A 23,969-nucleotide genomic window follows, 5' to 3' on the forward strand; every position below is an offset into this window, starting at 1 on the left:
GCAAATGACTTTTTGAGCACAAATATCGCCCCAATTTGGAAGAAACACGACCGTGTTGTAGTTTTAAATCAAAAAAAAGTTGTTTTGGGGAATTAGTGGAAGCATAGCTGTTAAGAAAGTATTTATTTTCTGATATGTGTTTAACTATCTGAGTGATAGTTTTTTATGTGTTGTTTATTATAGATATAATTCGTATCTTTGTTATGTAATCAAAAGGGGATAATTCGCACTTTGAACCTTTTAAATGTTTAATTTTTAACGTAAAACAAAAATGAAAAGTAATGGAAACAGCGTAAAAGGCGCACAGGCTAACAAAGCCGCAGTTTTGGGTAATGTAGTGACTAATAACAAAAAAGAAGAAACAATACCATTGTTACTACTTCCGACCACTCCGCAAGAGAAACCGCAAGAGAAAAACGAAGTCAAAGAGAAGCCCCAAGAGAAAACGGTAAAACAAGAAGTTGTTGAAGCCCCTAAAAAGTCCTCTGCTGCAATGAGTATTGATACCTTAATGGATAAGGCAGATAGAACTTATTTACTACGTCAAAAGTACCAAGAAATCAGAGAAAAACGCAAGCAGTTGGAAGCGTTCACAATCTCGCATGATAAGAATAATGCGCAGTTGACTTTAGTAGATGCAAAGGGATTAACGATTTCGACCTCAAACCCTGTATCTATATCTAAGCTTTTGGCGGACTGGATGGATGATTTGAATATTCATTTGAAGAAAACAGAGGATGAAATTCGGGCGGAGCTTGAATCACTTAACTAAAAAAAATCCCCCTACGGCATTCGCACTGTCGTAGGGGGAAAAATCAAACGATTGTTTAATTTTTAACGTAATGCAAAGATGGAAAATTTATTTGATTCAGCAAAAACAATTCAAGAAAAAAGAGAGATTTTGAAAGGTTTATCTAAACCACTTCAGCAATTAGCTAAAGAGGGTGCTATTAGTTCAGTAAATGACGGTTTGAAGGAGATATACGCCCAATCGGGGCACACACAACTAAAGACGTTGCAGCAATGGAACAGAGCCGGGAAACGGGTTGTAAAAGGCTCGCACGCTCTTTGCTTATGGGGTGCACCGAAGCAGATAGACAGGCAACAGCAGGAAGATAACCAGGACGGGGAGAACGACCCATCAGAATTTTATCCGATTTGTTTTGTGTTCTCTAATCTGCAAGTGAATGAAAAACAATGACTTTAAAACTTTCGGGGAATACTTGGAGGGTATTTCCCGAATCCATGGACGTGCAAAAGTGTTTGATGATTTTTTGCAAATAATTGTTTGTTGTCTGTCGATGGGACGCAAAGAGGAACTTTATTTCAAGACTATAAAGCCGTATGACAGGGAAGAATTAAATTTGTTTTCACAGGCTTTTGCATCTCTTGTTATGCAGATGGATAGCGCACCGCTAGACGACCCTTTCGGAGACTATTACGAAGAATTTTTAAGTGATTCGAGAAACGGGCAGTTTTTTACTCCTATGCCTATTTGTGATTTAATGACACAGCTAACGACAGCTGTAAAGCCAGGAGAAGAGCGAAAAAGCGGAGATGTGAGGGTATATGACCCCACGTGTGGCAGTGGACGGCTTTTGCTATCTGCCGCCAAGCAGGACAGGAAGCAGTTTTTTGTAGGTGCGGACATCTCTTATAGTTGCTGTTTAATGACAATCATCAACCTTTGTTTAAATTCGCTCAACGGTGAAGTATTACACATGAATACGCTATCTTTCAACTGTTGGCATCATTGGTGCGTTATAGTAGACAGCTTTACGAAGATTCCAACTGTTTACGAAGTCAATCCGGATAAATTGAATCAAGCCCCAACACAAGCAGCAGAACTGAAACCGCAACCAGTTAAGGGGCTGATACAACCTGTTGAGAGTGTTCCGGCTATTTCCTTTGTTCGTTACACAAAAAAATAAGAAATGGAGAAAGTTCTGCAATGTGTCCGACTTCCGCAAAATGGAAAAGGCACGATAGGTTTTAATCTTAAAGGAGAATATTTGAAACTATTTGGATTTAAACAGGGTGATAAAGTTAAGGTCGAATTAAGCGAAAATAAGATAGTTCTTTCTAAGATAGGCAATGTGTTGGAATAGGCAAGAAAGTCTCTAAAATGACAGCAAAAGCAGCCCAAAGCCCTTTATTTGGGTTTGGTGGGATGCTTTTGCGGTCGCCCCTGCGCTGCGCTCCGGGGAAAGTGGAGTCCGCGATTGTCTTTCAGACCAAAGAAGGCGGGATTGTTTGACGCCTAAAAACGGCGGTTGTTTGACGTAATAAAATTACGATTGTTAAAAGGTAGTAAAACTTCTACTGTTTATTTGTAAATAGTAGAAGTTTTACTACCTTTGTGGTGTTGAAAAAATAATTGATATGGTAAAGTCATCCGAATTTCATCGACAGATAACAAAGAAAGGTAAAAAAAGAGGTTGGACATGGACAGGAGTTTCAGAAGGCAGCCACCGGATTTACGAAGACAAAAATGGTATTAGATACCCGGTTCCCTATCACGGTGCCAAAGAAATGGGAGAGGGGTTAAGAAAGAAAATTATCAGGGATATGGAGCTTGAATAAAGCTCCCTCTTTCCTTACCATATATGATTGATTGATTTATGATACAAATAAAATTCTAACTAAATGGGAAAAATTAAAGTTACTATCGAAAAAGGAGCTGATTTGTTCGGCGCATGGGCTGAAAATATCCCAGGGATTTACGGTGAAGGCAATACCGTACAAGAAGCTAAAAATAGTATATTGGAAGCTGTTGAATTATACAAAAAGTATAATGATAAAATTCCTGTGGAATTACAGGGCGATATGGAAATTGAATGGGTTTTTGATGTACAATCCTTCTTGCAGTATTACAGCGGTATTTTTACTAAAGCCGCTTTGGAAAGAATTACAGGTATTAATCAGAAACAACTGGGACATTATGCTTCAGGATTGAAAAAGCCACGACGGGCACAAGTAGAAAAGATTGAAAATGCACTGCGTGGATTTATTGAAGAAATGGGTTCAATACATTTTGTATAATTTGCCTTTCTGCTTCATTGGCAGAAGGCAGAACTTTGACAAGTATAAGGGCTTTCACGAGGTGAGAGCCTTTTTTATAATTTCATTTTAGTGCTTGCACTACCAAATTTACTAATATCTATAGGCTTTTCATTGATGTCTTTAATCATAAATTGAATGCGTCCAAATGCTTTAACACCCTCTTTGAGAGCATCAAGATCGTTTAACCATACGTCTAAAATTTCATCTCCCTTGATTACGACAAAACCACCCAAAGGATTTTATTCGCGAAGATGTGCCAAATTCTTGTAATAAGTTGCTAACTCTGTTTCGAACATATTGTTTGATGTTTTCCACAAAAATAATCTTTTTCTTTTGTACCATCAAATATTATCCACATATTTGCATTGCCAAATATAAACCGACAAATTCATCTCCTCATATCGTGTAACCCGTAAACAATCGGGTTCCGGGTGGTTCCGGTTGGCGCACGATATGAGGAGATGATTTTTAAATTATGGAACTAAAAGATTTTATAAAAAAAACGGTGATGGAAATTTCAACAGCCGTGATAGAATTGAATGAAGAGAATGATACTCTACAGCAACTAATTGTTAATCCAATACCGGACAATCATACAGAGGGAGCACGGTATTCTGATGATGGTCGTATTATTCAAGATATTGAATTTAACCTTCAAGTTGTTGCATCGGAAAAGACTGATGTTGGAGGAGGGCTGAAGATAAATGTTTTGAAGGCAGGAATTAGTAACGGAAAAAGCGAAGAAACTGTTAATTCAATAAAATTCTCATTGAGTGTTGCTTTGCCTACGGGTTCCCGGTAATTCAAATTGTATTATTTCGCCGGTAGTAAGATAGCGATATAAGATATCGGCAAGAATAACCGGATTAAGTTCGGGGCGTGGCCGAAATGTTGTAGCCGTCCACCCAATGATAGTCACAGCTTGATCAAGGCAGTATTTTCTTAATTCAATCTCATTCATAATTAATGTTTTAGGCAAAAATACAATAGAAATACTAGAAAGTGAAATTATTAACTATTAAATATCTGATATTATGAAGAAAATTTTATTTGCACTGTTGTTAATGTTTTCGTCTGGAATAATGGCGCAATCTATTAAATCTATTGAAGATGATCCTTTCGAAGGAACAAAGGTGATTACTACTGACAAGGAAAGACTTAGCAAAGAATCATTTAAAGATGTCAGAGGGCAATCTATGTTTTATCTTCAAAATAGAGGGAAAGTAGTATTGCTACATCTTTTATGGCAATGTCGTGATATAATTATTGTTTCAAAAGGACAGAAAGCGATATTCTTGGCGGATGATGATTCCAAAGTTACGTTAGAAGCAATGGCTGATGTAAAACCCATTGCTGGTATAGCATCCACTGCGGCAGTAAAGCCTGCGGGGGTACTAGGGTTAGATATACCTTATTCTGGAATGGATATATTTCAACTTGTAGGTAAAAAAATAAAGGCAATTAGAATATATACAAGTGATGGCTATCAGGATTTCTCAGTTGATAAGAAAAAGCAATCTATGATTAGCGATTGCTTTAAGCTTCTAGTGGAAGAAATGTAAATAAGAAATTGATTAAAAAAATCACTTATCTTTTGCATTTTCAAATATTATCCTCATATTTGCAGTGCTAAACATTGATAGGATGCTTCTTATCCCGAAGAGCTCGGTTAATGCTCACAATAGTTGCGGGCTTTTTTTATGCCCATATCTAACGTTTTCCTGATATTAGGAAAACGATACATATAAAATAGGCGGCTGCCTTCCCATGTGGATTTTTGCTCTTTGGAGTAGGATATCTATCAATGTTTAGCGACACGGGAAATGGCAGCCGTTTTTTTCTGCCTAAATGCTAAACATTGATAGATATGAAAAAAGGAAAAAAAGTCCTCACCAAATGCGTAGAGGCAGAGAAAATTCAAGAGTTTTTCAACAAAATTAGTGATTTGATTACTTCCGGGCACGATAAAGTCTGGACGAGTAAAGATGAAAACGGTGAAATGAATTTCATCGTAGGCAATAGCCGGGTAAATGTGCGTATTAGTACATCTATGATGGAAGGGGGTGGAATATGAGGAATCCGGTATTCAAGATTATAAAAAGTTGCAGCTATTCAGGTGGCATAAAAAGTATGGAAGAATATACTATTGCTTTATATTCTAAATATATATGCACATGTGCTAGAGAAGAGTTAATTGAACTTCGCAATCAAGTGGATTTGGCTTTGAATGACCAAAGAATAGTCGCAAACGAGAAAGGAGATTCAAATGAAAGACAGTGAGATTCATTATTATCTTTCAGGTCTGAAAAACCTACATGAGTTATTTCTAGTTATTGATGAAATTAAATCAGAAACAGGTATGACACCTGATATGGTTAAATATGGAGATAAAAAACTGAAATATAACGGCAAAGATGGTAAGTCTTTAAAAAACGGTGAATTGGACGAAGAAACGTATATTTCCCGAAATCAAATTTCATAACCACCATTGGCGATTTATAGATAATGCCCCGATAGCTCCGGCTCTTCGGGGCTTTTTTGTGTCCTTTTTTAAGGGTGTTTTCAGATGTAATTTTGCATTATAGTAAGTACCATAATGCAAAGTAACGAAAGTAAGGAATTAAAGACTCTTTTTATTGAAGAAGAATTATCACAGCATGGCGAATGGCTTTGTGATATATTGACTGAAGCTATTGAGCAACGCAAGCTCATGCAGACGGATACTCTGCATGATAGCATTGATTACAAGACTTTTCATGATGGGGAGAATCCGGGGCTGAGAGTTAGTTTCTTTTCTTACGGTCGTGCTTTTGAAATTGCGGGGAATAAAAAGAACCGGCATAAAGTTGATACAAACCGGGCGGTCTGGGGAATGAAAGCAAATCGGAATCCGGTGAAGAAAAATACAAAGTGGTACGCAAAGAATATGTACGGCGGTCTGAACCGACTGATTTCAAGAGTTATGTATGGCTTGAGTGATGCGGAAATTGCTCGTTTAAAAGGTATATTGGAAAATAGAAAATTGAGTTATAATGGCTGAAATAAAGGAGAAAATTGGCGGATTCCGGTTTGTTGATGCTGGAGTCGGCACCTATGCTATTCACATGGGTGTAGATTACAATGAACTGAGTAGTTTTTTTAATGGCTCATCTTCGAATTGGGATGGTGATCCGGTAACGGTGGCCGGAGTTCGCATTGTTCCTTGGGGAATTGACAACAATTTACCGAAGACAGTACGAGACATTCTTGAAAAGAATAATTTAGGCCCCGGTATTTTAGACCGAAAGACGGGCTTAATGTATGGACAAGGCCCGATGCTTTATCGGGTGAATGTTATCAATAACGAACGCGTGCAAGAATGGTTGATAGATGACGAGATACAGGAGTGGCTTGAAACATGGGATTACCGGAGCTATATCCGAAATGCTTTTGTGGAATATAATCACATGAAAGGGGTATTTGTGAAATACTACGCAGCTAAATCCATTCGTATCGGAAAGCCCTGGATAACTCGTTTAGAAGCCCTTCATAGTACAGACTGTCGGATGGTATGGCCGGAAAATGACAGCCGGAGACTGGAAGACGTGAAACAGTTCCTCGTTGGGGATTTTGATAGCTATACCAGTAAGCGGATGGTACTATATAGTATCTTTGATAAATGGAATCCTTTGATTGCTGAAACAGCCGTAAAGTATCATAGTATGCGCAGTTTCGGGCGCAATATGTATGCGATATCCAGCTTTCACGGCTCTATCCCCTGGCTGTTGGATGCAAATACTCTTCCTGAAATTATCCAATATCTGAATGAGAATCTGATAGCATCTGCATATATCGTCCATGAGCCGGAAGAGTACTGGAAACAGAAGGATGAAATGGTACGTGCCATGCATGAAGAATGGACGGAGCAACAGGTTTATGCAGAAATAGATCGTTTGAGAGACGAACTGACTAAAAAGATAGCTGATGTCATGGCGGGGAAGAAAAATGCAGGTAAGTTCTTTACTTGTGTAGACTTCGTTGACCAGGACGGAAATCTGCAATCATGGAAAATTGAGCCGATTGAAATGAATGTGGATAAGTATATCAAGGCACAGGCAGAAATATCAAGGATAGCAGACAGTTCGACTACAAGCGGGTTTGGGCTTAATCCTGCGTTGTCTAACATCATCATTGATGGCAAGGGAGATAGCGGAAGCCAAATGTTATATGCGCTGAAGATATTTTATGGAGCTGACACGCAGATACCGGAAGAAATAGCATTAGAAGCCTTGAATGATGCAATTCGGATAAATTTCCCACATAAGAAAGGCATTTTCATTGGAATGTACCGCAAAGTAATCAATAAGGAAGATAATGTTACAGCGGGCGAACGGGCTACAAATCAAGTATGATATGAAGAACAGACAGATAGAATTCCCGGATTGTTGGGAAGACGTTTTACCGGCAGAATGGTTGTACCTGCTCCGATTACGTCAGAAATTAGTTGAGCATCCCAAAACGACTTTGGTAGATGTGAAACGTGAGTGGTGCCGTTTCGTCCTTTCTAATCGTGGAATCCGGAGAAAGAATAGTTATGAATACTATATTTTGATTAATGAGCTGGCATTAACACTCGATTGGATGTGGAGCGAATCAAAGGAAGGCAATGAAGTGGAGCTTATCTTTTCAAGTACAAAGAATCTGTTACCTGAATGGAAGCATTTTAAAGGCCCGCTTTCTCATGGTAGTGATTTAACGTTTGGAGAATTTCGTAGTGCAGTTATGATGTTAAACGGATACAATGACACACAGGAGCCTGCAATGTTACAGGCTTTGTGTGGTATTCTTTATCGTTATCCAGGGAAAAAAGTCGGAAAGCCGGATTTTGATGGTAAATACCGTGAAGAGTTTAAACAGGAGCGAATCAATTTCTATTCAAATAGAGTGAGGATGATGCCGGTACAGATTCAATGGGGAGTATATGCATGGTTTGCTTTCTTCTGTAGCTATTTGCTTACAGGCACGTTTATTATCGACGGAATGGAGATTTCTTTTGAATCCATCTTTATGAGGGAGCAGGAAGCTGCAAATAAACCTAAAGAACGTAGTTTGGGAATGAATGGGATTTTATTCTCAGTAGCGGAGTCTGGTATTTTTGGAAATATAGAAAAAGCGGATGAAACATTGTTACTCCGGGTATTGATGAAATTGCTGGATGATAAATACAAAGCGGATGCTTTGCTGAAACGTAACCATTAAGTGATGTATTATGATATTCAACAGGGATAATAGTGGAAGTAAGGAATTACGTGAGCTGACAGGAAATTATTATGCAAATAATGATTTCGATAAAATCACAACTGATATTGAACTGGCAACAGAAGAAGTATCTGGGCTGATTGGAGAGGAACTATACAAGAAAGTGGAAGATTGGTATAAGGAGAAGAAAAAAGATGCAGATCAGGACTTGATAAAGAAAGTGCAACGTCCTATTGCCATACTTGCCACACTGCGTATGTATCAGAAGAATGATTTAAGCCACGAAGACGACGGGCGCAAATTTAAAATGGCTACGGACAACAGCGAAAAATTGCCTTGGGAGTGGCAATTGGACAGGGATGATGCCCGGCACATGGAAGATTATTATAAGGCGGTGGATGCCCTAATACGTTATCTCAATACTTCTAAGATGCAGGAATGGATATATCTGCAAGTGGTGCGATGAATAGTGAGCCGGCATCTATAGGGGATATCAAGTTATTATCCGAGTGGATGAATGATGATGCAATGATTTGGATTGATGAGATGAAGAAAGCCAGGGACGGCGGAACGGTTACTTATAATCTGCTACCGGAGAATGATAAACATAATAAATACATACGATTATGAATGTGATTCAAAGGCCAAAACCGGAAGAGTTTTGTGCGACAATGCAGGATTATATCATAGATACAGATTCTACTATCACCTTTTCCGTGAAATATGGGGGAAAGACGGTTTTGGAAGAGGAGTATGTTCCTGATGCCAATTATCAGGTAAGGGTGAGAAAACTGGGTAAGTTTTGTGAATTGGCTCTATGGGGGGTATGGTGTGCGGGAGAAACAAGTTGGCAAACAAATGCTGCCGGCACTTTTTCTTTTTTAATTAACGGGATGCAAGACGCGCAAAGTTATGTGATGTTCAGCCGTCTGCAAACAAAGAAAGAAGCGTCCGCTCCAGGGTGGCTGAGTGAGGTGCGGGAGAAAGTAACACGTAGCGGGGCGCTTGAATATGCTAGTAATGTATTTGCGGATGGTGATAAAGTAGTGCTTAATGTCCGTACTGTATCCGGAGCAGTCTACACAGAGCAGTTGTATGTTCATGCCGGAGAGAAAATGCCTGTAACTTTGGATGTCAGTATAGAAAGAGTACTGAAGATTCTACCTGAAATAAATGAAATGCTCCGTAGTTATGAATTGGTGAAAGAAAGTCATGTTTTTAAATTCTTGGTAGATCAGACAAGATATGAATCCGTTCAACGTTTCCGATATAAAAATGTATATGATATGCCGGAAACTATGACTACCGTTGGCAGTATGACTATGAAGGGGAACGATGAAAGTGATACAGCAAAGATGTTTGGTGTGGATCGTAAGTTCGGAATAAAGCCGAAAGATGAATATACTGTTAGCAGTGGGGTTATCTTTTTGCAGAGTGATTATAGGCTATGGCATAACTTGCTGAATGCTCAGGAAGTAGATATTTGGCATGAAGGTGATTGGTATCCTATTATAGTGACAAAGCAGAATTATGAACGTAGTTTTAATCGTAGTATCCTAAAAGCCATAGAGTTTACATTTAAAATGGCAGATGTTGAACAGAATAACTTAATTTCAATATGATAGATATTACTCGATTCAGGGAACTGATACTGGAGCTTCAGACTAAAGTTAATCAAGAAAGCGAAGAGAAGATTAACGGTTGTTTTTTGGCAGTAAAGGAAGAACATATGGTAAAGAAAATCAAGGATAAGCCGGGGGTTCTTCTGTGTGCTAATTATCCCGATGCCGAATACGATATTGAGAATTCAGATAACCGGAGAGAAGATAACCAGGTTATTTTCTTTATTTGTGAGAAAGTTTCTCCGGGCAGTGAGACTGATGAAGAAGAATTGCTTCATTACGCCAAATTACAGCGTATTATGGAAGCATTGAAGAGAGTACTTCGTCTGAATGAATTTTGTGACCGGTTTTCTTCAGGAGACAAAATGCGGACAGAATGGGAATACAGCATATTTGGTGGGTTCAATGGATTGAGTTTAGGGCTAACGATAGTAGATTATGACTGAATTATATATTGATGGAACCTCGGTAGTGCTTCCTGCTGACTTTAGCACTACCGTAAAGCGTGAGAATCCTTTCTTCACAAAGAATGGTGAATATACGTATGATATAACTCTTCATCTTGATAATTCAATTAATGCCGGGCTATATGCGCACTTGAATAGATTGAATTCCATTTTGGAATTGAAGGCTAAACGTCAGGCTGTTTTGGTAGCAGATAACCGGGTGTTTTGTAATGGTACAGAAATAATAACTGGATGGACGGATACAACAGTGTCTATACAGATAGCATCCGGAAATTCAGAATTGAATTCTTTTATAGGAAATGATTTGCTAATATCTTCTCTGAATATGGGAGAAGATAAAATACCAAGCGGGGCTGTTATTAACTTTATAAAAAAAGTATATCCTGAAGTAGATTATTGCCTGCCACCCATAATGACAGATAGTGGTATCCTTAATGGATGGAGAGTATCTATCAACGTGGTTACTTCATCGAAGCCAAGCATAGGTGCATTATATTTAAGAGATGAAGGAGTTGATGTTTATCTCCAGCCTTATTTATGTGCTTATATTAAAAAGCTAATGAAAGCGCTTGGATATACGGTTTTGACTAATCAACTTGAAGATTCAGAATGGAATTTGATTTACTTGCCACAAAATGGGCATCCTAATCAATATGCAAAAATGTTTCCCGGCTGGACTATTAATGAATTTATTACAGAATTGGAGAATCTTTATAACCTATGCTTTCTCATTAATAACAGAAAGAAAGAGGTTTCCATATTGTTCAGGGCAGAGTATTTTAAAAATGCAAAAGTATGCCATGTGCAAGAGGTCGTTGATGAATACGAAACGGAAGAGGGAGAAAATGATAAAGACCCTTCTCAAAGTAATGTGTTGATAGAATCGACAGACAGTGAATATTATAAGCCACAACATATAGATAAGAATATTCTGTCATCTGCAACTCGCAAGGATTTCGATACAATACTTGAGTTTAGCAAGTACATAGAAAGTATTTCTTCAGTCGGTTATCAGACAGTTAAAAATTATCTATTTTATACACATGATAGTTGCCGATATTATATAACGGTGCCGGATGAGTCTGGATGGCATACAGAGGAAATTAATATGTTTGGTGACGTTCTACGGGAGAAAAGTGAAAATGAAATCAAATTGAATATCATGCCTTCTGATATGACAAACTATGGCGTAGAACGACTTACTTATGAAAGTGGTATGGAGCCGGTATTTATGCCTGATTCAGAACGCTCACTTGTGATGGTTCCTAGAATTTCAGGAAGTAAAATAGGCACTAGCGAAGAAAGCAGTGGCATCTATGAGTTAATACAAAGTGGAATAGATATTCCTACAGAGAAAGATAAGAACCAGCAGAAGCTATATGTGTCCTACTATAAAGGTATGGCACCAATGACTTTGTATGTAAAACGCAGGGGTGATAAGGATTTTGATCCTAAAGTTTTCACTATTGACTATCCGCACTCTTTCAATTGTGAAGATACACCATATACAGGTAATCTACGATTGGCATATTTGGATAAAATGCTATATTCCCGTATGTATGATATTGATTATAAACATGGCGTCAAAATAAAAAGCTATGATACTAATGTGTATGATACACAGAATATATTTGAAATCCGCAATAAGCGGTATGTATGTAAGGAGATAGAGAATGTTATTAATGCCGACGGGCGTCAAGGTGCCTGGCAAGGAATATTCTACCCGATTCATATTAGTGACGTGGAAGCTGAAAAACGGTGGATTCTTACGGATGGTAAATGGCGTGATGGTGGAGCATGGCTGGATAACGGTCGATGGATGGACAGCTAGAATGTAAGGCTCGCAAACAAGTGCGGGCCTTTTTTATTGTCCTTTTTTAGGGGTGTATGAGAAGGTACTTTTGTGTATTAATTAATTAGTTGGGAAACTATGAGTTTAAAGATAGACAGAGTACAACTGGAGATTGTTATTCAGCAAGATAGTGCAAGGCAGAAAATGATTGAATTGGAAGAGAAGATGCGTTCTGCCAATAAGACATTAAATGCAGTGAAGAAGCAATTTGGAGAGAACAGTGCTGAATATAAGGCGCAAAACAATGTAGTAAAAGCACTGAAGGCTGAATACGATAAACTTTTTGAGAAGGTAGGTATCGGAAGCCTGAGCCTGAAAGAGCTTCAAAACAGGCAAAAAGAACTGAATGCCATCCTGCGGAATCTGCCGGGCAACAGTCCGCTTTATACCCAGTATAAAGCACAACTGGACGAAGTTAATCAAAGGATGAAGGAGTTAAAAGGTACGGCGGAATCTACTAAAATTTCGTTGTCGAAATTGACTGATGGATTTAATAAATATGCTGCTATCGGTGCGAGCGTAATTGCTTCATTGACCGGAATAACTATGACTGCGCGGAAGTGTGTGGATGAATTCGCTCAGATGCAGGAAGCGGAAAGCCAGGTGCGCAAATATACGGGGATGACAAGTGAGCAGGTGGCTGATTTGAACAAGGAGTTCAAGAAGATTGATACCCGTACAGCTCGTGAGCGTTTAAATGATTTGGCCGGGGATGCCGGACGGCTCGGCATTACAGCCAAAAAAGAAGTTTTGGAGTTTGTAGAAGCTGCTAATATGATTGATGTTGCTCTTGGAGAAGATTTAGGGCAGGATGCTATCAAAAATATTGGTAAGCTGGCAGATATGTTTGGAGATAGCGAACGCTCAATGAAGGAGAATATGTTAGCTATCGGTAGTGCAGTGAATGAGGTTGCACAGAACTCCAGTGCTGCCGAGCCATATTTAGTGGAATTTAGCGCACGTATGGGGGGAGTCGCCAAGCAAGCGAAGCTATCAATAACCAATGTCATGGGATTTGCTTCCGCTCTTGACCAAAATATGCTCCGTAGTGAAATGGCTAGTACAGCATTACAGGGACTCATATTGAAACTTTATCAAGAGCCGGCGAAATATGCGAAGTTAGCGAAATTGGATGTTGAGCAATTTACTAAGTTGATGCAGACAGATGCTAATGAAGCAATACTCCAGTTCCTCGGCAGCTTGGGTAAATTGGGCGGTATGGATAAGATGGCTCCTGTATTAAAGGCTATGAAACTCAGTGGGGCAGAAGCGGCAGGAGTTATTAGTGCATTGGCCAGTAATGTCGAGAAAGTTCGTAAAGAGCAGGATACGGCTAATCAGGCTTTCCGGGATGGGACAAGTATCACTAATGAGTATAATGTACAAAACACAACAGTTCAGGCAGAACTGGACAAAGCGAAGATACGTTTTAAAGAGATCCGGATTGAACTTGGTGAACGGTTGCTTCCGGTAATGAAATACATGGTAAGTACTGGTAGTCTTACTGTAAAAGGGCTAATAGAAGTGATTTCATTCTTTGGTGAATATAAGAATACCATTTTGACGGCGATCATTGCTATTGTTTCCTATAATGCAGCAATGAAACTTCAATGGTTTTGGACGAATAAAGTGAAGACTGAAACAGGAGAATACATCATAATACAGAAATTAAAGCAGTATTGGGATAAAGCTGTTGCAGCATCAACGTGGTTATATATAGCTGCTACTTCTGCACTAACAGGAAAAACACGTCAGGCTGGATTAGCAATGCAAGCTTTTTTTAATATACTGAAATTAAATCCTTTTGCTTCAATAGCCACCCTTGTAATTTCTGTAGCAGGCGCACTATATTTATTTTCAAGAAGAACCTCAGAAGCACATCGTGCCCAACTCTTGATGAATAGCGTGATGAATGACGCCAAATCAAATATAGCTGCAGAAAAAACAGAGGTTGAGTCCTTATTGAAAATAGCTAAGGATGAAACTGCGTTAAAAGGTGAGCGCCTTAAAGCCATAGAAAAATTAAATAAGATTTCTCCTGAATATTTAGGCGCACTAAAATTAGAAACCATTGCGACAGATGAAGCGAAAAAATCTGTAGATGAATATGTACAAAGTCTATTGACAATGGCTGAAATAGAATCGGTAAAGTCTCGTCTTACTGATACTGATAAGCAATTGGACGAAATGAAGAGTAAGCAACAAGAATATTTACGTGAGAGAAATTCTTTTTTGGGTGCTTTAAAGACGCTACCTCGTAATATTGGCAGTATGTTAACTTTTGGGGCTGTCGAAACTTCGGGCGACAAGCTCAATGCTGATATAGAGGAATTGCAGCAAAAACGTGAGCAGCTAAAGAACCTGCTGGAAGGAATGATTAAAGATAAGATAGCGATAGAAACAGAAAATGCAGTAGAAGGTGATAACGGGAAATGCCCCATATGCGGTAATAATCCTTGCACTTGTGATACCAAATCCGACAAGAAACCGTGGACTACCCGTCTACAAAATGCAGAGAACGCACATAAAGAAGAATTGCTATTATTACGGAAGAGCTCTGATGCTTTGGCTAGAACAGAGAATGAGTATCAGTTGGATGCTCTTCAAAAAGAACTGAAGTTTCAAGTAGAAAAACTGGCAATCATAAAAAAGTATCAGTCGAGTGAAAAAGACAAGAAACATCTGGCTGAATTAGGCAAGATGGAAAGTGAGACTCAGACCGCTATTTATAACACACTTAAAAAATCCGAAGACACCCGGCTTGATTTGATTAAAGAATATCGAGATAGAAGACTGAATACAATTAGCACCGGGGAGAAGAATCTACAACTAGAGCAGTCTAAACTCAATGCTAATGGTGAGCTGACAGAAAAGGATTATAAAAACCGTCTTTTAACCATTGAAATAACCTCTTTGTATTCTAGGCTCGAAGTAGCCAAAGATTTTCAGAATGATGTTTCTGAACTTGAGTTTCAAAATGGAGAGGTCAAAGCCAAAGCATTGAAGGAAGCCGGAGACAACATTCTCTACCTGGAACAACAGATCAATGAGAAGCGCGCCAAAATCATCCGTGATAGCGTTACTCAGATTCAGGGTTTCAATAACCAGTTTAATAAGACGAATGGCCTGACTTCTACTGAAGAACAACTTAGTGCGCTGAAAACTTTCTATCATTCCCAATTAGACTTGGCGAAAAAGAATGGATTGGATGTTACCATGCTTACGGCCGTATATGAAGAAGCGAAAAGGAAAATAGAAGTTCAGGGAGCGAAAGACAGAGCGGCAGTAGTACAAAAATATGGGCTGGAAACTGCTGAAAATACTAAAAACCTAAAACTGAAAGCTCTTGAAGAAGAGCATCAAAAAGGTTTGCTTTCAGAAGAAGAATATGAAATCGCAAAGAATAAAATCAATAATGACTATATTCAAAAGAAGATAGAAGGAAGCGAACAATATTTCAATGCTGTTAGTAATATAATGAGTAGCGCTTCTTCTGCAGTTCAGGGATTCCAAGATGCAGAAATGAGCAAGGTTACCAGTAAATACGATAAAGAGATAAAGGCTGCTAAGAAGGCCGGAAAGGATACTACCAAGCTAGAAGAAGAAAAAGAAGAAGCACTTAATCAGGTAAAGAAAAAGTATGCTGACAAGCAGTTTGCTGTATCAGTATTGCAAATCACTGCCAGTACTGCTGTTGCTGCAATGGAAGCATATAAAGCAATGGCCGGCATTCCTATAGTTGGGCCGGCGCTCGGTGCAATAGCTGCCGCTGCTGCCGTTGCCAGTGGTGCGGCTCAGATAGCTGTAGCCAAACAACAGCGTGACGAAGCTAAAGGATTAAAATCTGGTGGTTATTCTGATGAATACGTAGAAGGATATACTAGAACAGGAAACCCTGATGATGTTGCAGGCGTCATTCCAGTTCACAAAAATGAATTTGTGACTAACCATGAAGGAGTTGCGAATCCTCATGTGCGGCAATTCCTTGATGTTTTTAATGTGGCACAAAAGAATGGGACTATTAGAATGTTGAATACGACGCAGATTTTGGAGCAGGTTCGTACTAGAAGCGGGAAATATAGTGGTGGTTATTCGGAAGAGTCATCCACAGCTTCTTCCTCTGTGTATTCAGTAAGTGGGCATATTATGGATGAAGATACTTTGCGGAAATTATTCATCTTGTTGAATACTAATAACGACTTGCTTCAGGCGATTCTTGAAAAGGATTTGATTGTAGATTCGCGTGCTGTTCGTGATGGGTTAAAGAAATTGGAGAGAATGGAAAAGAATGTCAGTCGTGGCTAATGTCCTTTTTTGATGGCTATGGAAGGTATATATTTGCAATGTGTTTGTGTGCTGAAAAGATGATCGCGTCGTGAGATGCTGTTCTTTTCATGTTTATTTTAAAAATTAAAAAGAAGTAACCCCGAAATCCGTGAGGACTCGGGGTTTATTTGTGTCCTTTTTTAAGGTCATTCTCAGATGTAATTTTGCTGTATGGAAATATATGATGCAATACGACGTATGAAGGAGAAAAGTGAAAGGGGAGAAACCTTTTCTTTTGCTTTCATGAGTTATAGTTATGAACGAAATAAAAGTAATGGCATAGTCAAAGTTGAACATGCAAAGCTTCGTAAACAGAGCACTTTGGAAACCAATCGCTTTGCTGACTATATGCTGAATTTTATAGATATGGATACTCTTGAATATGGTATGTGCTGGCAAATTTTATTGTTGGAATTTGATGGAAATGAGTTGGAACTTACATAGTGCATGATGGATAATATTTATGAAAATATAGTTCCGTGGAACGGAGCGAATGATACCGGGCGCGATGTCCGGCTCAAATGGCAACGGAATTTCGCAAAAATCGGAATAAACTTTCAGGAGTTAGAAGGAAAGTTCACTACGGTAGATGATTTGTTTGATTTGATAGCACAGGAACTTGATAAGAAACTTAGCAAGACAGAAGATGACCAGGCCGCAGGAATCGTTACCTTCTTGAAAGGTTTAGTTGCAGATGGACTTCTTGAAGCTAATGCCGGTCTTGTTGTCCGCAAAACAGAAGTTGTCGAACCTTTGATGATATCTTTATTATCAGAAGAATTGGAAGATAGTATTGTAGAAGAAGACGTAGATGTATTCATTGAGGAAATACGTACTAGTACAGGTGGTGCAGCGACAATAGGCGAACTTGATAATGTAGTTGATGGAGCAGATAAAATATCAGATACAGATGATTTGCTTGTACGTTTGGCCGGGACATCGGAATGGTCTATCAATGCTACTTTATTTTCTCAAGTTTCACAACTAATGTCTAAGGTATTTCCATTTACTATTAATTTAACAGGTGGCGGAATTTATGAGAAAGGTAGTTCACAGATTATTAACCTTTCGTGGACTTTTGACCGAGATATTGAATCACAATCAATCAATAATGAATCCCTGCTAATCGGAATCAGGGCAAAGCAATACACGGATGTTATCACTGATACAACCTATACTCTGAAAACAATACAGGGTGGGCAGGCTTATACAAAATCCGTATCGGCACAGTTCAAGACAAAGAAGTTCTATGGAGTATCTGCTAATACTTCACTTGATAATGACGAAATCTTGTCTTTATCAAGCGCGTGGTCTGGGCGCACTCAATCTACAACAGTATTTGATTGTACAGGTGGCAAATACCCCTATTACATTCTTCCGACCAGTATGGTATCCGGTATTCAATTTTGGATTGGCGGGTTACGTAATACAGACTGGAACGAAGAAACTCGTGAAGTAACTAACAGTTACGGCTACAAGGAGAGTTACACAATATTCAGGTTGAACAGCATCCAAACGGGTGTATTAAATATTGAGGTGAGATGAATGAACTAAAAGGAACAAACGTTTATGCTCCGCTTGTACCGGGGACTGACAGGGACTCCTATCCGACACACTATAGCAAGTATGGTAAAGGCGGGCATAAAGAAGTAGCTACCATTGACGAAAGAAACGCCATTACAGCCGAACGCCTAACAGAAGGCTGTGTTATTTATGTAGAAGAGACAGAACAGGAATATCAATATAAAAATGGTGAATGGATAGACTACCCTCTTGTTAAGGGTACAGACTATGATGATACGGAATTACGTAAACTTATTGGGGAAAAAGTAGATAAAGTAGAAGGCAAAGGACTTTCTACCAATGACTTTACTGATGTGGACAAAGAAGTTATTGCAATCCATTCAGAAGAAATAGACAGTTTGCAGGATTCAGTTAACGATATCTACCAGCGTCTTGATTCCACCACAGGAGTTCAATACTATATACGTGTACAAAATAATGGTGACAAGTCTTTTACTTCACAGAAAGGGGAGCCATGCGTACTTAACTTCACATTCATTTCACAGGAACGGTATAGTTACAGTGATCCATACGAAAATACTGGAGAACGTGGTAAGTGTGAGATATTTATCAAAAACTCTGTCAGTACTGATTATACACTGATAAAAACCCTGATGGTTAATTCTATCACTGCTACAAAAGTTGATATTGCCGAATATCTGGCGAATGGAGCTAATTCAATCATGGTAAAGATAACCGGTGAGGTAACCGGACAGGCTACTCCGGCTTATACGTATAACGTAACGATGACATCATTGTCCGTCAAGGCGGATACTTTCCAATGGTGGACGCTGTACTCTACCGCAATATCCATTCCTTTGTATATTTCCGGTAACGTAAATAAAACCCTCAAAGTTACTCTTGAAGGAGAAAATTACGCGAAAGCGTATGAACAGGTACTTGGAAACGTAATCTATACGGATACAGCTTTGAATTTTTCTATTAACCACCCGGAACAGACGGGTGTCTATAATCTATCCATATATCTTGAAAATTCGGATGGTACAATCAAGACCAGGACTGTATCTTTCAATATCATGTGTGCCGGAGAAGGAGAACAGGTGAAATTGATGTGCGTGAATAATATTGCGGAGAAAGCGTCTAACTGGGCTAATAATAAATTGTTTGAGTATTCAATATATGACGGGGACGCTACGGCTACAGGCGGGACGTTTTCCATCCAAATGGATGGTAATACGGTATATACCAGTGAAGAAAGCACAATGCCGACCAATACCAGGAACAGTTTCTCCTATGCAATGGAGATTGAAACCGTTGACGATACGGACTTTGAAATCTCTGTAGCTGTATCAGATAATGGGGAGTCTTTGACCGGTACTATGATATTTCCGGTGAGCAACTCTTCCGGCTATTCGGCTACGGCCGGATCGGTCTTTTACATGAACCCTCGCACACGTACTAACAGTCAATCAAATTATCAGAAGATCATAAATGAAATCGACAGTTCCCAAATTGATGCAGAGTGGGAAGGCATGAACTGGAACAATGACGGGTGGACTGTAGACAGTGACGGCAATCGCGTACTAAGAATGATGGCCGGGAGTTTATTGGATACCGGTTACAAGCCTTTTGTAGAAGAAAGCGCCCGTAACGGGAAAACCATTGAACTGGATTACAGGATTTATAATGTTACTGACTACTCCGAGCCTATTATCACATTGTCTGTACCGGATGGAAAAGGATTTACCGGACTCAATATCTACGCAAATAATATATGGCCTTGCAGCCAGTCCCTTAAAAATGAAGAATTGCAGTCAATCCCGACCGATGATGGTGTGCGTATCAGGATAGCCATGACCATTTCGCCGAACATGTATGGAAATTCAGGATTCAATCTTTGCTCTATTTATATCAATGGAAAAAAGAACCGTACTTTCCTCTACGAATCAAATGATTACTGGGCGCAGAACGGAAATATAGCTATAGGTTCTGACTATGCCGATGTGGACGTTTACGGAATCCGCATATATGATACCGGGCTAGGCTCCAATGCGGTACATAAGAACTTTATCAACTGGTTACCCGGTACGGATGAGAAGGCTGAGGAAAGCGAGAATAATAATCTGTATGACGCAATGGCTACGCAGCTGGATTTCGATGCCATACGGGCAAAAATGAATGTCTTTGTTTTTGATAATATCTTCCCTTCCTATGATGATACGGCAAAAAGAACAGGTACTCTTGAGATACAATATGTAAATCACCCTGAACGTAACGTTTCCATCACAAATGCAGAAATGGGCGGTCAGGGTACGTCGTCCAAAAAATATTGGGAATGGAATGAAAAAGTGAAGGTCAATAAAACAAGCTCTGTTATTACCTATGCGGACGGATCGACAACGACCAAGAAGTTTATCATGTTCGATAATGTCCCCGCATGCGCATCCGTAACATTTAAAAAGAACTGGGCGTCTTCGATGCAGGATCACAAAGCTGGCTCCGTCAACTCATTCACTGACCTGTACAAACAACTCGGACTCACCAATGAAGCGATGGAATTGAATCCTGACGTTCGTGTATCCGTTTATCAGGAGCCGTTCATGGCTTTCCGTAAGGAACTCAATGACGAAGGGGAAATAGTCTATACCTGCATGGGAGAGTTTACAGGTGGTCCGGATAAAGGTGATAAATATTGTTTCGGCTATGATACCGACCTTTTTCCCGGACTTATCTCCATCGAGGGCGCTGACAATTCGCCACTTCCAGCGCTATTCCGTGTTCCCTGGAATACGTCGAGGATCACATACAATGAAGACGAGGAGTCATGGCAATACAATGGAGAAAACAGTATCGGCTTTGACGGTGGTGCTGCAGAGAATATAAAATACTGGATACCGGCGTATAACTTGGCCTATTCATGTTCGGATAGAATCCGCCCGTTTAGCGGGACATTGGCTGAACTGAATGCTGATGCTACCGGCTATAAAGAGAATGGTGTGGAATATTGGATAGCAAAGCCGGGAGATACAAACCTGTATAACCTGTATTATTATGAAGCTGCAGAAAAACAGTTCATACCATCCGATATCGGTGAAGGACAAGTAAACCTGATATCACAACTTGTAGATAAGGGGTACGGTTTATCAAATGCTGATTTTATAGGAAAAACAAATGATGAACTGAATATGCTTTTCATCAATGCGCGTGTTGCCAAATTCAGGATTGAAGCTAAAGGTTACTTTGATATTCCCGACGCTGTATTCCATCACAATTTTATCGAATTTGTAGCGGCCACTGACAATAGGGCAAAAAATACCTATCCATATTGTTTCGGTGAAGGTTGTAAATGGAAATGGAGACAGGATGACCTTGATACGATTATGCCTATTACTAATCAAGGACAACTCCGGAAGGGGTATTATGTTGAAGTACATGACAACTATGATACCGGAGCTTCGGTGTGGAATGGAGAAACCTCTGTGTTCTGGAATCTGCTGGAACTTGCATTCCCTGATGAGCTTGCCGCAGGAATGCGTTCCATGATGTCGGCCATGGAGGTATTAGGTGGTTTGAAATCCGGTACTCATGCGGAAAAAGTCTACGCCTGGTATCAGAAGTATTATCTCAACGTGAAAAACTACTTCCCGGCTGCTACTGTAAATGAGGATTCCAAGCGGTATGAGAATGCAAAATTAATGATGAATGCTGGCCGGTACACGAATGATACCGACCCGTTGACTCAGGAACTAGGAGATTTGTACAGCGCTGAAACTGCATGGATGAAGAAACGTATCCAGTACATGTCATCAAAATACAGTTTTGGGGAGTATTCGGCAAATGGAACGGACTCAATAAATGTGCGTGCTGCCGGAAATGCAATCACATATGATATTATTCCCGCTATTGATATGTATCCTACCATTGCGAATGGCACAAGTATCGTTCGTGGACAGAGAACCAAAGCCGGCCAGGTGTGCCGGATGATAATAGACCTTGGCGGGACGGGTGACCAACAGAATATCATTCAGGGAGCCAGTTGGTTGATGTCAATCGGGAAATGGCATGATAAGAATGTGAATGGTAATCTCATTATCAAGGGCAGGATGCTGCGCGAACTGGAGTTGGGAAGCCGGACTGACCCGATAATAATTGCTATTACCGGGCTTACCATTGCTGATTGTGTATCTCTGCAGTCCATTCTTTTGTCCAACATATCCACGCTGGCAGGCTCTCTCGATCTTACTGTATGTACTCATTTGCGTAGAATATGGGCGGATGGAACATCACTGACGCAAATAAAGCTTCCACAAGGTGGTTGCTTGGAACTTGTACGGTATCCGTCCACAAACAGGTACCTGATGTTACAGAACTTTCCTCTTCTGAAACAGGATGGAGTGCTCATAGATGATTGCGCTGAAAGAATTACGGACTTTTTCGTTTCAGGTTGTCCCAGGATAAATCCTGTTGACCTTCTGATTAATATTATGAATGTACAGAAAGAACAGGCTGAAGAGCACGCTCTAAAACGAGTGCGTGCAGTGTTTGGGGAATACACATACAATGAAAACGGTGCGGAAATGCTTGACAGTCTTGGAGTGCTGGCAGACGGAACTTATGTCGGCCTTAACAGTTCCGGTGTGGCCGGTGATGATCCCCGTCCGGTTCTTGATGGCATACTCAATATTAATACAAATTGTTATGAGGATACAGTTATTGCTCTTCGTAATTATTTCAACAGGCTGATTCTTAACATAACAGGAGAATTCTACCTCAGATTCAAGGATTCTGTAATAGGGGCTTATATGATTTCAAATTTTGGTCAAGGTACTGGTATAACTAAAGCGCAAATGGCTTCAATTACGCAAAAGCTGTTTGGAAAACCGTTTAAAGGTAATACGACTATTACAGAGTTTGATGAACTTCAATATATGACTTCCTTATTAAACGTTGATTCAGAGACATTCTCAGGTTGTAGTAACTTAAAATCAATAATATTTCCTGCTAATTTAATTGCAATATATAATAATGCCTTTTATCAATGTGATTTAAGAGAAATAGTAATACCGAAAACGGTAACAACAATATATCAGGCTGTTTTTGAGAAAAACGTTAATTTGGAAAGAGTGTCTTTTGAAGAACGAACAGAACTCATAACTATGAGATGGAGTCTTTTTGCAGGCTGTACTTCTTTAAGAGAGATTACTATACCTGACACGGCGGTTTTAGATTCTAATTCCGGCTCTTTATTTGATGGTTGTACAAACTTAGAGAGTGTACATCTATCCGACCGCTTTAATACACTCGGTTCTTATATTTTTAGAAACTGCTCCTCATTGACAGAGGTAAATATTCCATCAAGTATAACTTCGATTGGACGTTGTGCGTTTCAAATGTGCGGAATAAAATCCATTCTCTTGCCTGACATACAAAATGTGACAGTAGACGGCTCTGCATTTGACCAATGCATAAATTTAGAGAAAATAGATATTCCCGGTGGCTATAATATATCAATTGCTTCCGGTTTATTTAGTTCTTCTACAGCTTTGCAAGAAGCAACGATGGGCGAAGGTATTACCACAATTCCACCTACCTGTTTTAATAGGTGTACAGCTTTAAAGAAAGTTGTATTTCCTTCTACTGTATCTATGATATATGCAAACGTTTTTTTTAATGATTACTCTATGGAAACATTAGTTATTAAATCAATAAATCCGCCCACAGTGGATGGCAATGATTTTGGATACAATTTCAGTAAACAGTGTAAGATTTATGTGCCCGATTCATCTGTAGAGACATATAAGGGAAATAGCTGGTGGGCGCAGTATTCCACATGGATATATCCAATGTCATCATTACCAATAGAATAATAATAAAGAT

Annotated in this window: 24 protein-coding genes; 23 read left to right on the forward strand and 1 reads right to left on the reverse strand. The window is 39.4% G+C overall.

The features are described from left to right. Positions 1-271: 271 nt before the first annotated feature. The 6 genes from HC965_RS09245 to HC965_RS09270 all read left to right on the forward strand — a co-directional run bounded on the left by HC965_RS09245 (position 272) and on the right by HC965_RS09270 (position 3,042). Complete coding sequence (locus HC965_RS09245) at positions 272-772, forward strand: hypothetical protein (protein ID WP_191031211.1); 501 nt, start codon at positions 272-274, stop codon at positions 770-772. A gap of 129 nt (positions 773-901) precedes the next feature. Continuing rightward, on the forward strand, positions 902-1,201 hold the full coding sequence (locus HC965_RS09250) for a hypothetical protein (protein ID WP_223854786.1): 300 nt from the start codon (positions 902-904) through the stop codon (positions 1,199-1,201). After that, positions 1,188-1,931 carry an N-6 DNA methylase gene (locus tag HC965_RS09255; RefSeq protein WP_191031213.1) on the forward strand — a complete coding sequence of 248 codons (744 nt, stop codon included), beginning with the start codon at positions 1,188-1,190 and terminating at the stop codon, positions 1,929-1,931. The genes HC965_RS09250 and HC965_RS09255 overlap by 14 nt, the downstream gene beginning before the upstream one ends. Positions 1,932-1,934: 3 nt before the next feature. After that, positions 1,935-2,108 (forward strand): hypothetical protein, encoded by a 174-nt coding sequence (locus tag HC965_RS09260; RefSeq protein ID WP_191031214.1) that lies wholly within the window; start codon positions 1,935-1,937, stop codon positions 2,106-2,108. A gap of 274 nt (positions 2,109-2,382) precedes the next feature. Next, on the forward strand, positions 2,383-2,583 hold the full coding sequence (locus HC965_RS09265; protein ID WP_191031215.1) for a type II toxin-antitoxin system HicA family toxin: 201 nt from the start codon (positions 2,383-2,385) through the stop codon (positions 2,581-2,583). 63 nt (positions 2,584-2,646) lie between these two features. Then, complete coding sequence (locus tag HC965_RS09270; RefSeq protein WP_191031216.1) at positions 2,647-3,042, forward strand: type II toxin-antitoxin system HicB family antitoxin; 396 nt, start codon at positions 2,647-2,649, stop codon at positions 3,040-3,042. A gap of 74 nt (positions 3,043-3,116) precedes the next feature. Here the strand turns inward: HC965_RS09270 and HC965_RS09275 are convergent, their stop codons facing one another. After that, the gene (locus HC965_RS09275) at positions 3,117-3,296 is read right to left on the reverse strand and encodes a hypothetical protein (protein ID WP_191031217.1); all 180 of its coding nucleotides are present in this window, start codon (positions 3,294-3,296) and stop codon (positions 3,117-3,119) included. Between the two features lie 242 nt (positions 3,297-3,538). Between HC965_RS09275 and HC965_RS09280 the strand changes: the two genes are divergently transcribed. The 17 genes from HC965_RS09280 (at position 3,539) to HC965_RS09355 (ending at position 23,959) form a co-directional block, all read left to right on the forward strand. After that, entirely contained in the window at positions 3,539-3,865 is a 327-nt protein-coding gene (locus HC965_RS09280) for a trypco2 family protein (protein ID WP_191031218.1), read from the forward strand. Between the two features lie 232 nt (positions 3,866-4,097). After that, positions 4,098-4,625 (forward strand): hypothetical protein, encoded by a 528-nt coding sequence (locus tag HC965_RS09285; RefSeq protein ID WP_191031219.1) that lies wholly within the window; start codon positions 4,098-4,100, stop codon positions 4,623-4,625. Between the two features lie 305 nt (positions 4,626-4,930). Then, positions 4,931-5,137, forward strand: coding sequence for a hypothetical protein (locus tag HC965_RS09290; RefSeq protein ID WP_223854788.1), 207 nt, complete (start codon positions 4,931-4,933; stop codon positions 5,135-5,137). 56 nt (positions 5,138-5,193) lie between these two features. Continuing rightward, positions 5,194-5,343 (forward strand): hypothetical protein, encoded by a 150-nt coding sequence (locus tag HC965_RS09295; RefSeq protein WP_223854790.1) that lies wholly within the window; start codon positions 5,194-5,196, stop codon positions 5,341-5,343. Beyond that, complete coding sequence (locus HC965_RS09300) at positions 5,330-5,545, forward strand: hypothetical protein (protein ID WP_191031221.1); 216 nt, start codon at positions 5,330-5,332, stop codon at positions 5,543-5,545. The genes HC965_RS09295 and HC965_RS09300 overlap by 14 nt, the downstream gene beginning before the upstream one ends. Positions 5,546-5,659: 114 nt before the next feature. Beyond that, on the forward strand, positions 5,660-6,103 hold the full coding sequence (locus HC965_RS09305; protein WP_191031222.1) for a hypothetical protein: 444 nt from the start codon (positions 5,660-5,662) through the stop codon (positions 6,101-6,103). Continuing rightward, entirely contained in the window at positions 6,096-7,454 is a 1,359-nt protein-coding gene (locus HC965_RS09310; protein WP_191031223.1) for a hypothetical protein, read from the forward strand. The genes HC965_RS09305 and HC965_RS09310 overlap by 8 nt, the downstream gene beginning before the upstream one ends. Position 7,455: 1 nt before the next feature. Next, the gene (locus HC965_RS09315; protein ID WP_191031224.1) at positions 7,456-8,301 is read left to right on the forward strand and encodes a hypothetical protein; all 846 of its coding nucleotides are present in this window, start codon (positions 7,456-7,458) and stop codon (positions 8,299-8,301) included. A 10-nt stretch (positions 8,302-8,311) separates the two neighbouring features. Further along, on the forward strand, positions 8,312-8,767 hold the full coding sequence (locus tag HC965_RS09320) for a hypothetical protein (RefSeq protein WP_223854791.1): 456 nt from the start codon (positions 8,312-8,314) through the stop codon (positions 8,765-8,767). Next, entirely contained in the window at positions 8,740-8,931 is a 192-nt protein-coding gene (locus HC965_RS26645; protein ID WP_223854792.1) for a hypothetical protein, read from the forward strand. The genes HC965_RS09320 and HC965_RS26645 overlap by 28 nt, the downstream gene beginning before the upstream one ends. Beyond that, a complete protein-coding gene (locus HC965_RS09325; RefSeq protein WP_191031225.1) occupies positions 8,928-9,923 on the forward strand; it encodes a hypothetical protein in 996 nt (331 codons plus the stop codon). Before HC965_RS26645 ends, HC965_RS09325 begins: the two co-directional genes overlap by 4 nt. Next, the gene (locus HC965_RS09330; protein ID WP_191031226.1) at positions 9,920-10,369 is read left to right on the forward strand and encodes a hypothetical protein; all 450 of its coding nucleotides are present in this window, start codon (positions 9,920-9,922) and stop codon (positions 10,367-10,369) included. The genes HC965_RS09325 and HC965_RS09330 overlap by 4 nt, the downstream gene beginning before the upstream one ends. Further along, the gene (locus HC965_RS09335) at positions 10,362-12,221 is read left to right on the forward strand and encodes a hypothetical protein (RefSeq protein ID WP_191031227.1); all 1,860 of its coding nucleotides are present in this window, start codon (positions 10,362-10,364) and stop codon (positions 12,219-12,221) included. Before HC965_RS09330 ends, HC965_RS09335 begins: the two co-directional genes overlap by 8 nt. A gap of 99 nt (positions 12,222-12,320) precedes the next feature. Next, complete coding sequence (locus HC965_RS09340; RefSeq protein ID WP_191031228.1) at positions 12,321-16,547, forward strand: phage tail tape measure protein; 4,227 nt, start codon at positions 12,321-12,323, stop codon at positions 16,545-16,547. Between the two features lie 219 nt (positions 16,548-16,766). After that, entirely contained in the window at positions 16,767-17,012 is a 246-nt protein-coding gene (locus tag HC965_RS09345) for a hypothetical protein (protein ID WP_223854794.1), read from the forward strand. A gap of 3 nt (positions 17,013-17,015) precedes the next feature. Then, positions 17,016-18,113 carry a hypothetical protein gene (locus HC965_RS09350; RefSeq protein WP_191031230.1) on the forward strand — a complete coding sequence of 366 codons (1,098 nt, stop codon included), beginning with the start codon at positions 17,016-17,018 and terminating at the stop codon, positions 18,111-18,113. Continuing rightward, positions 18,110-23,959 (forward strand): leucine-rich repeat domain-containing protein, encoded by a 5,850-nt coding sequence (locus HC965_RS09355; protein ID WP_191031231.1) that lies wholly within the window; start codon positions 18,110-18,112, stop codon positions 23,957-23,959. The genes HC965_RS09350 and HC965_RS09355 overlap by 4 nt, the downstream gene beginning before the upstream one ends. The last annotated feature ends 10 nt before the right edge of the window (positions 23,960-23,969 follow it).

The sequence above is a fragment of the Bacteroides sp. GM023 genome (assembly GCF_014750685.1).
Classification (GTDB): domain Bacteria; phylum Bacteroidota; class Bacteroidia; order Bacteroidales; family Bacteroidaceae; genus Bacteroides.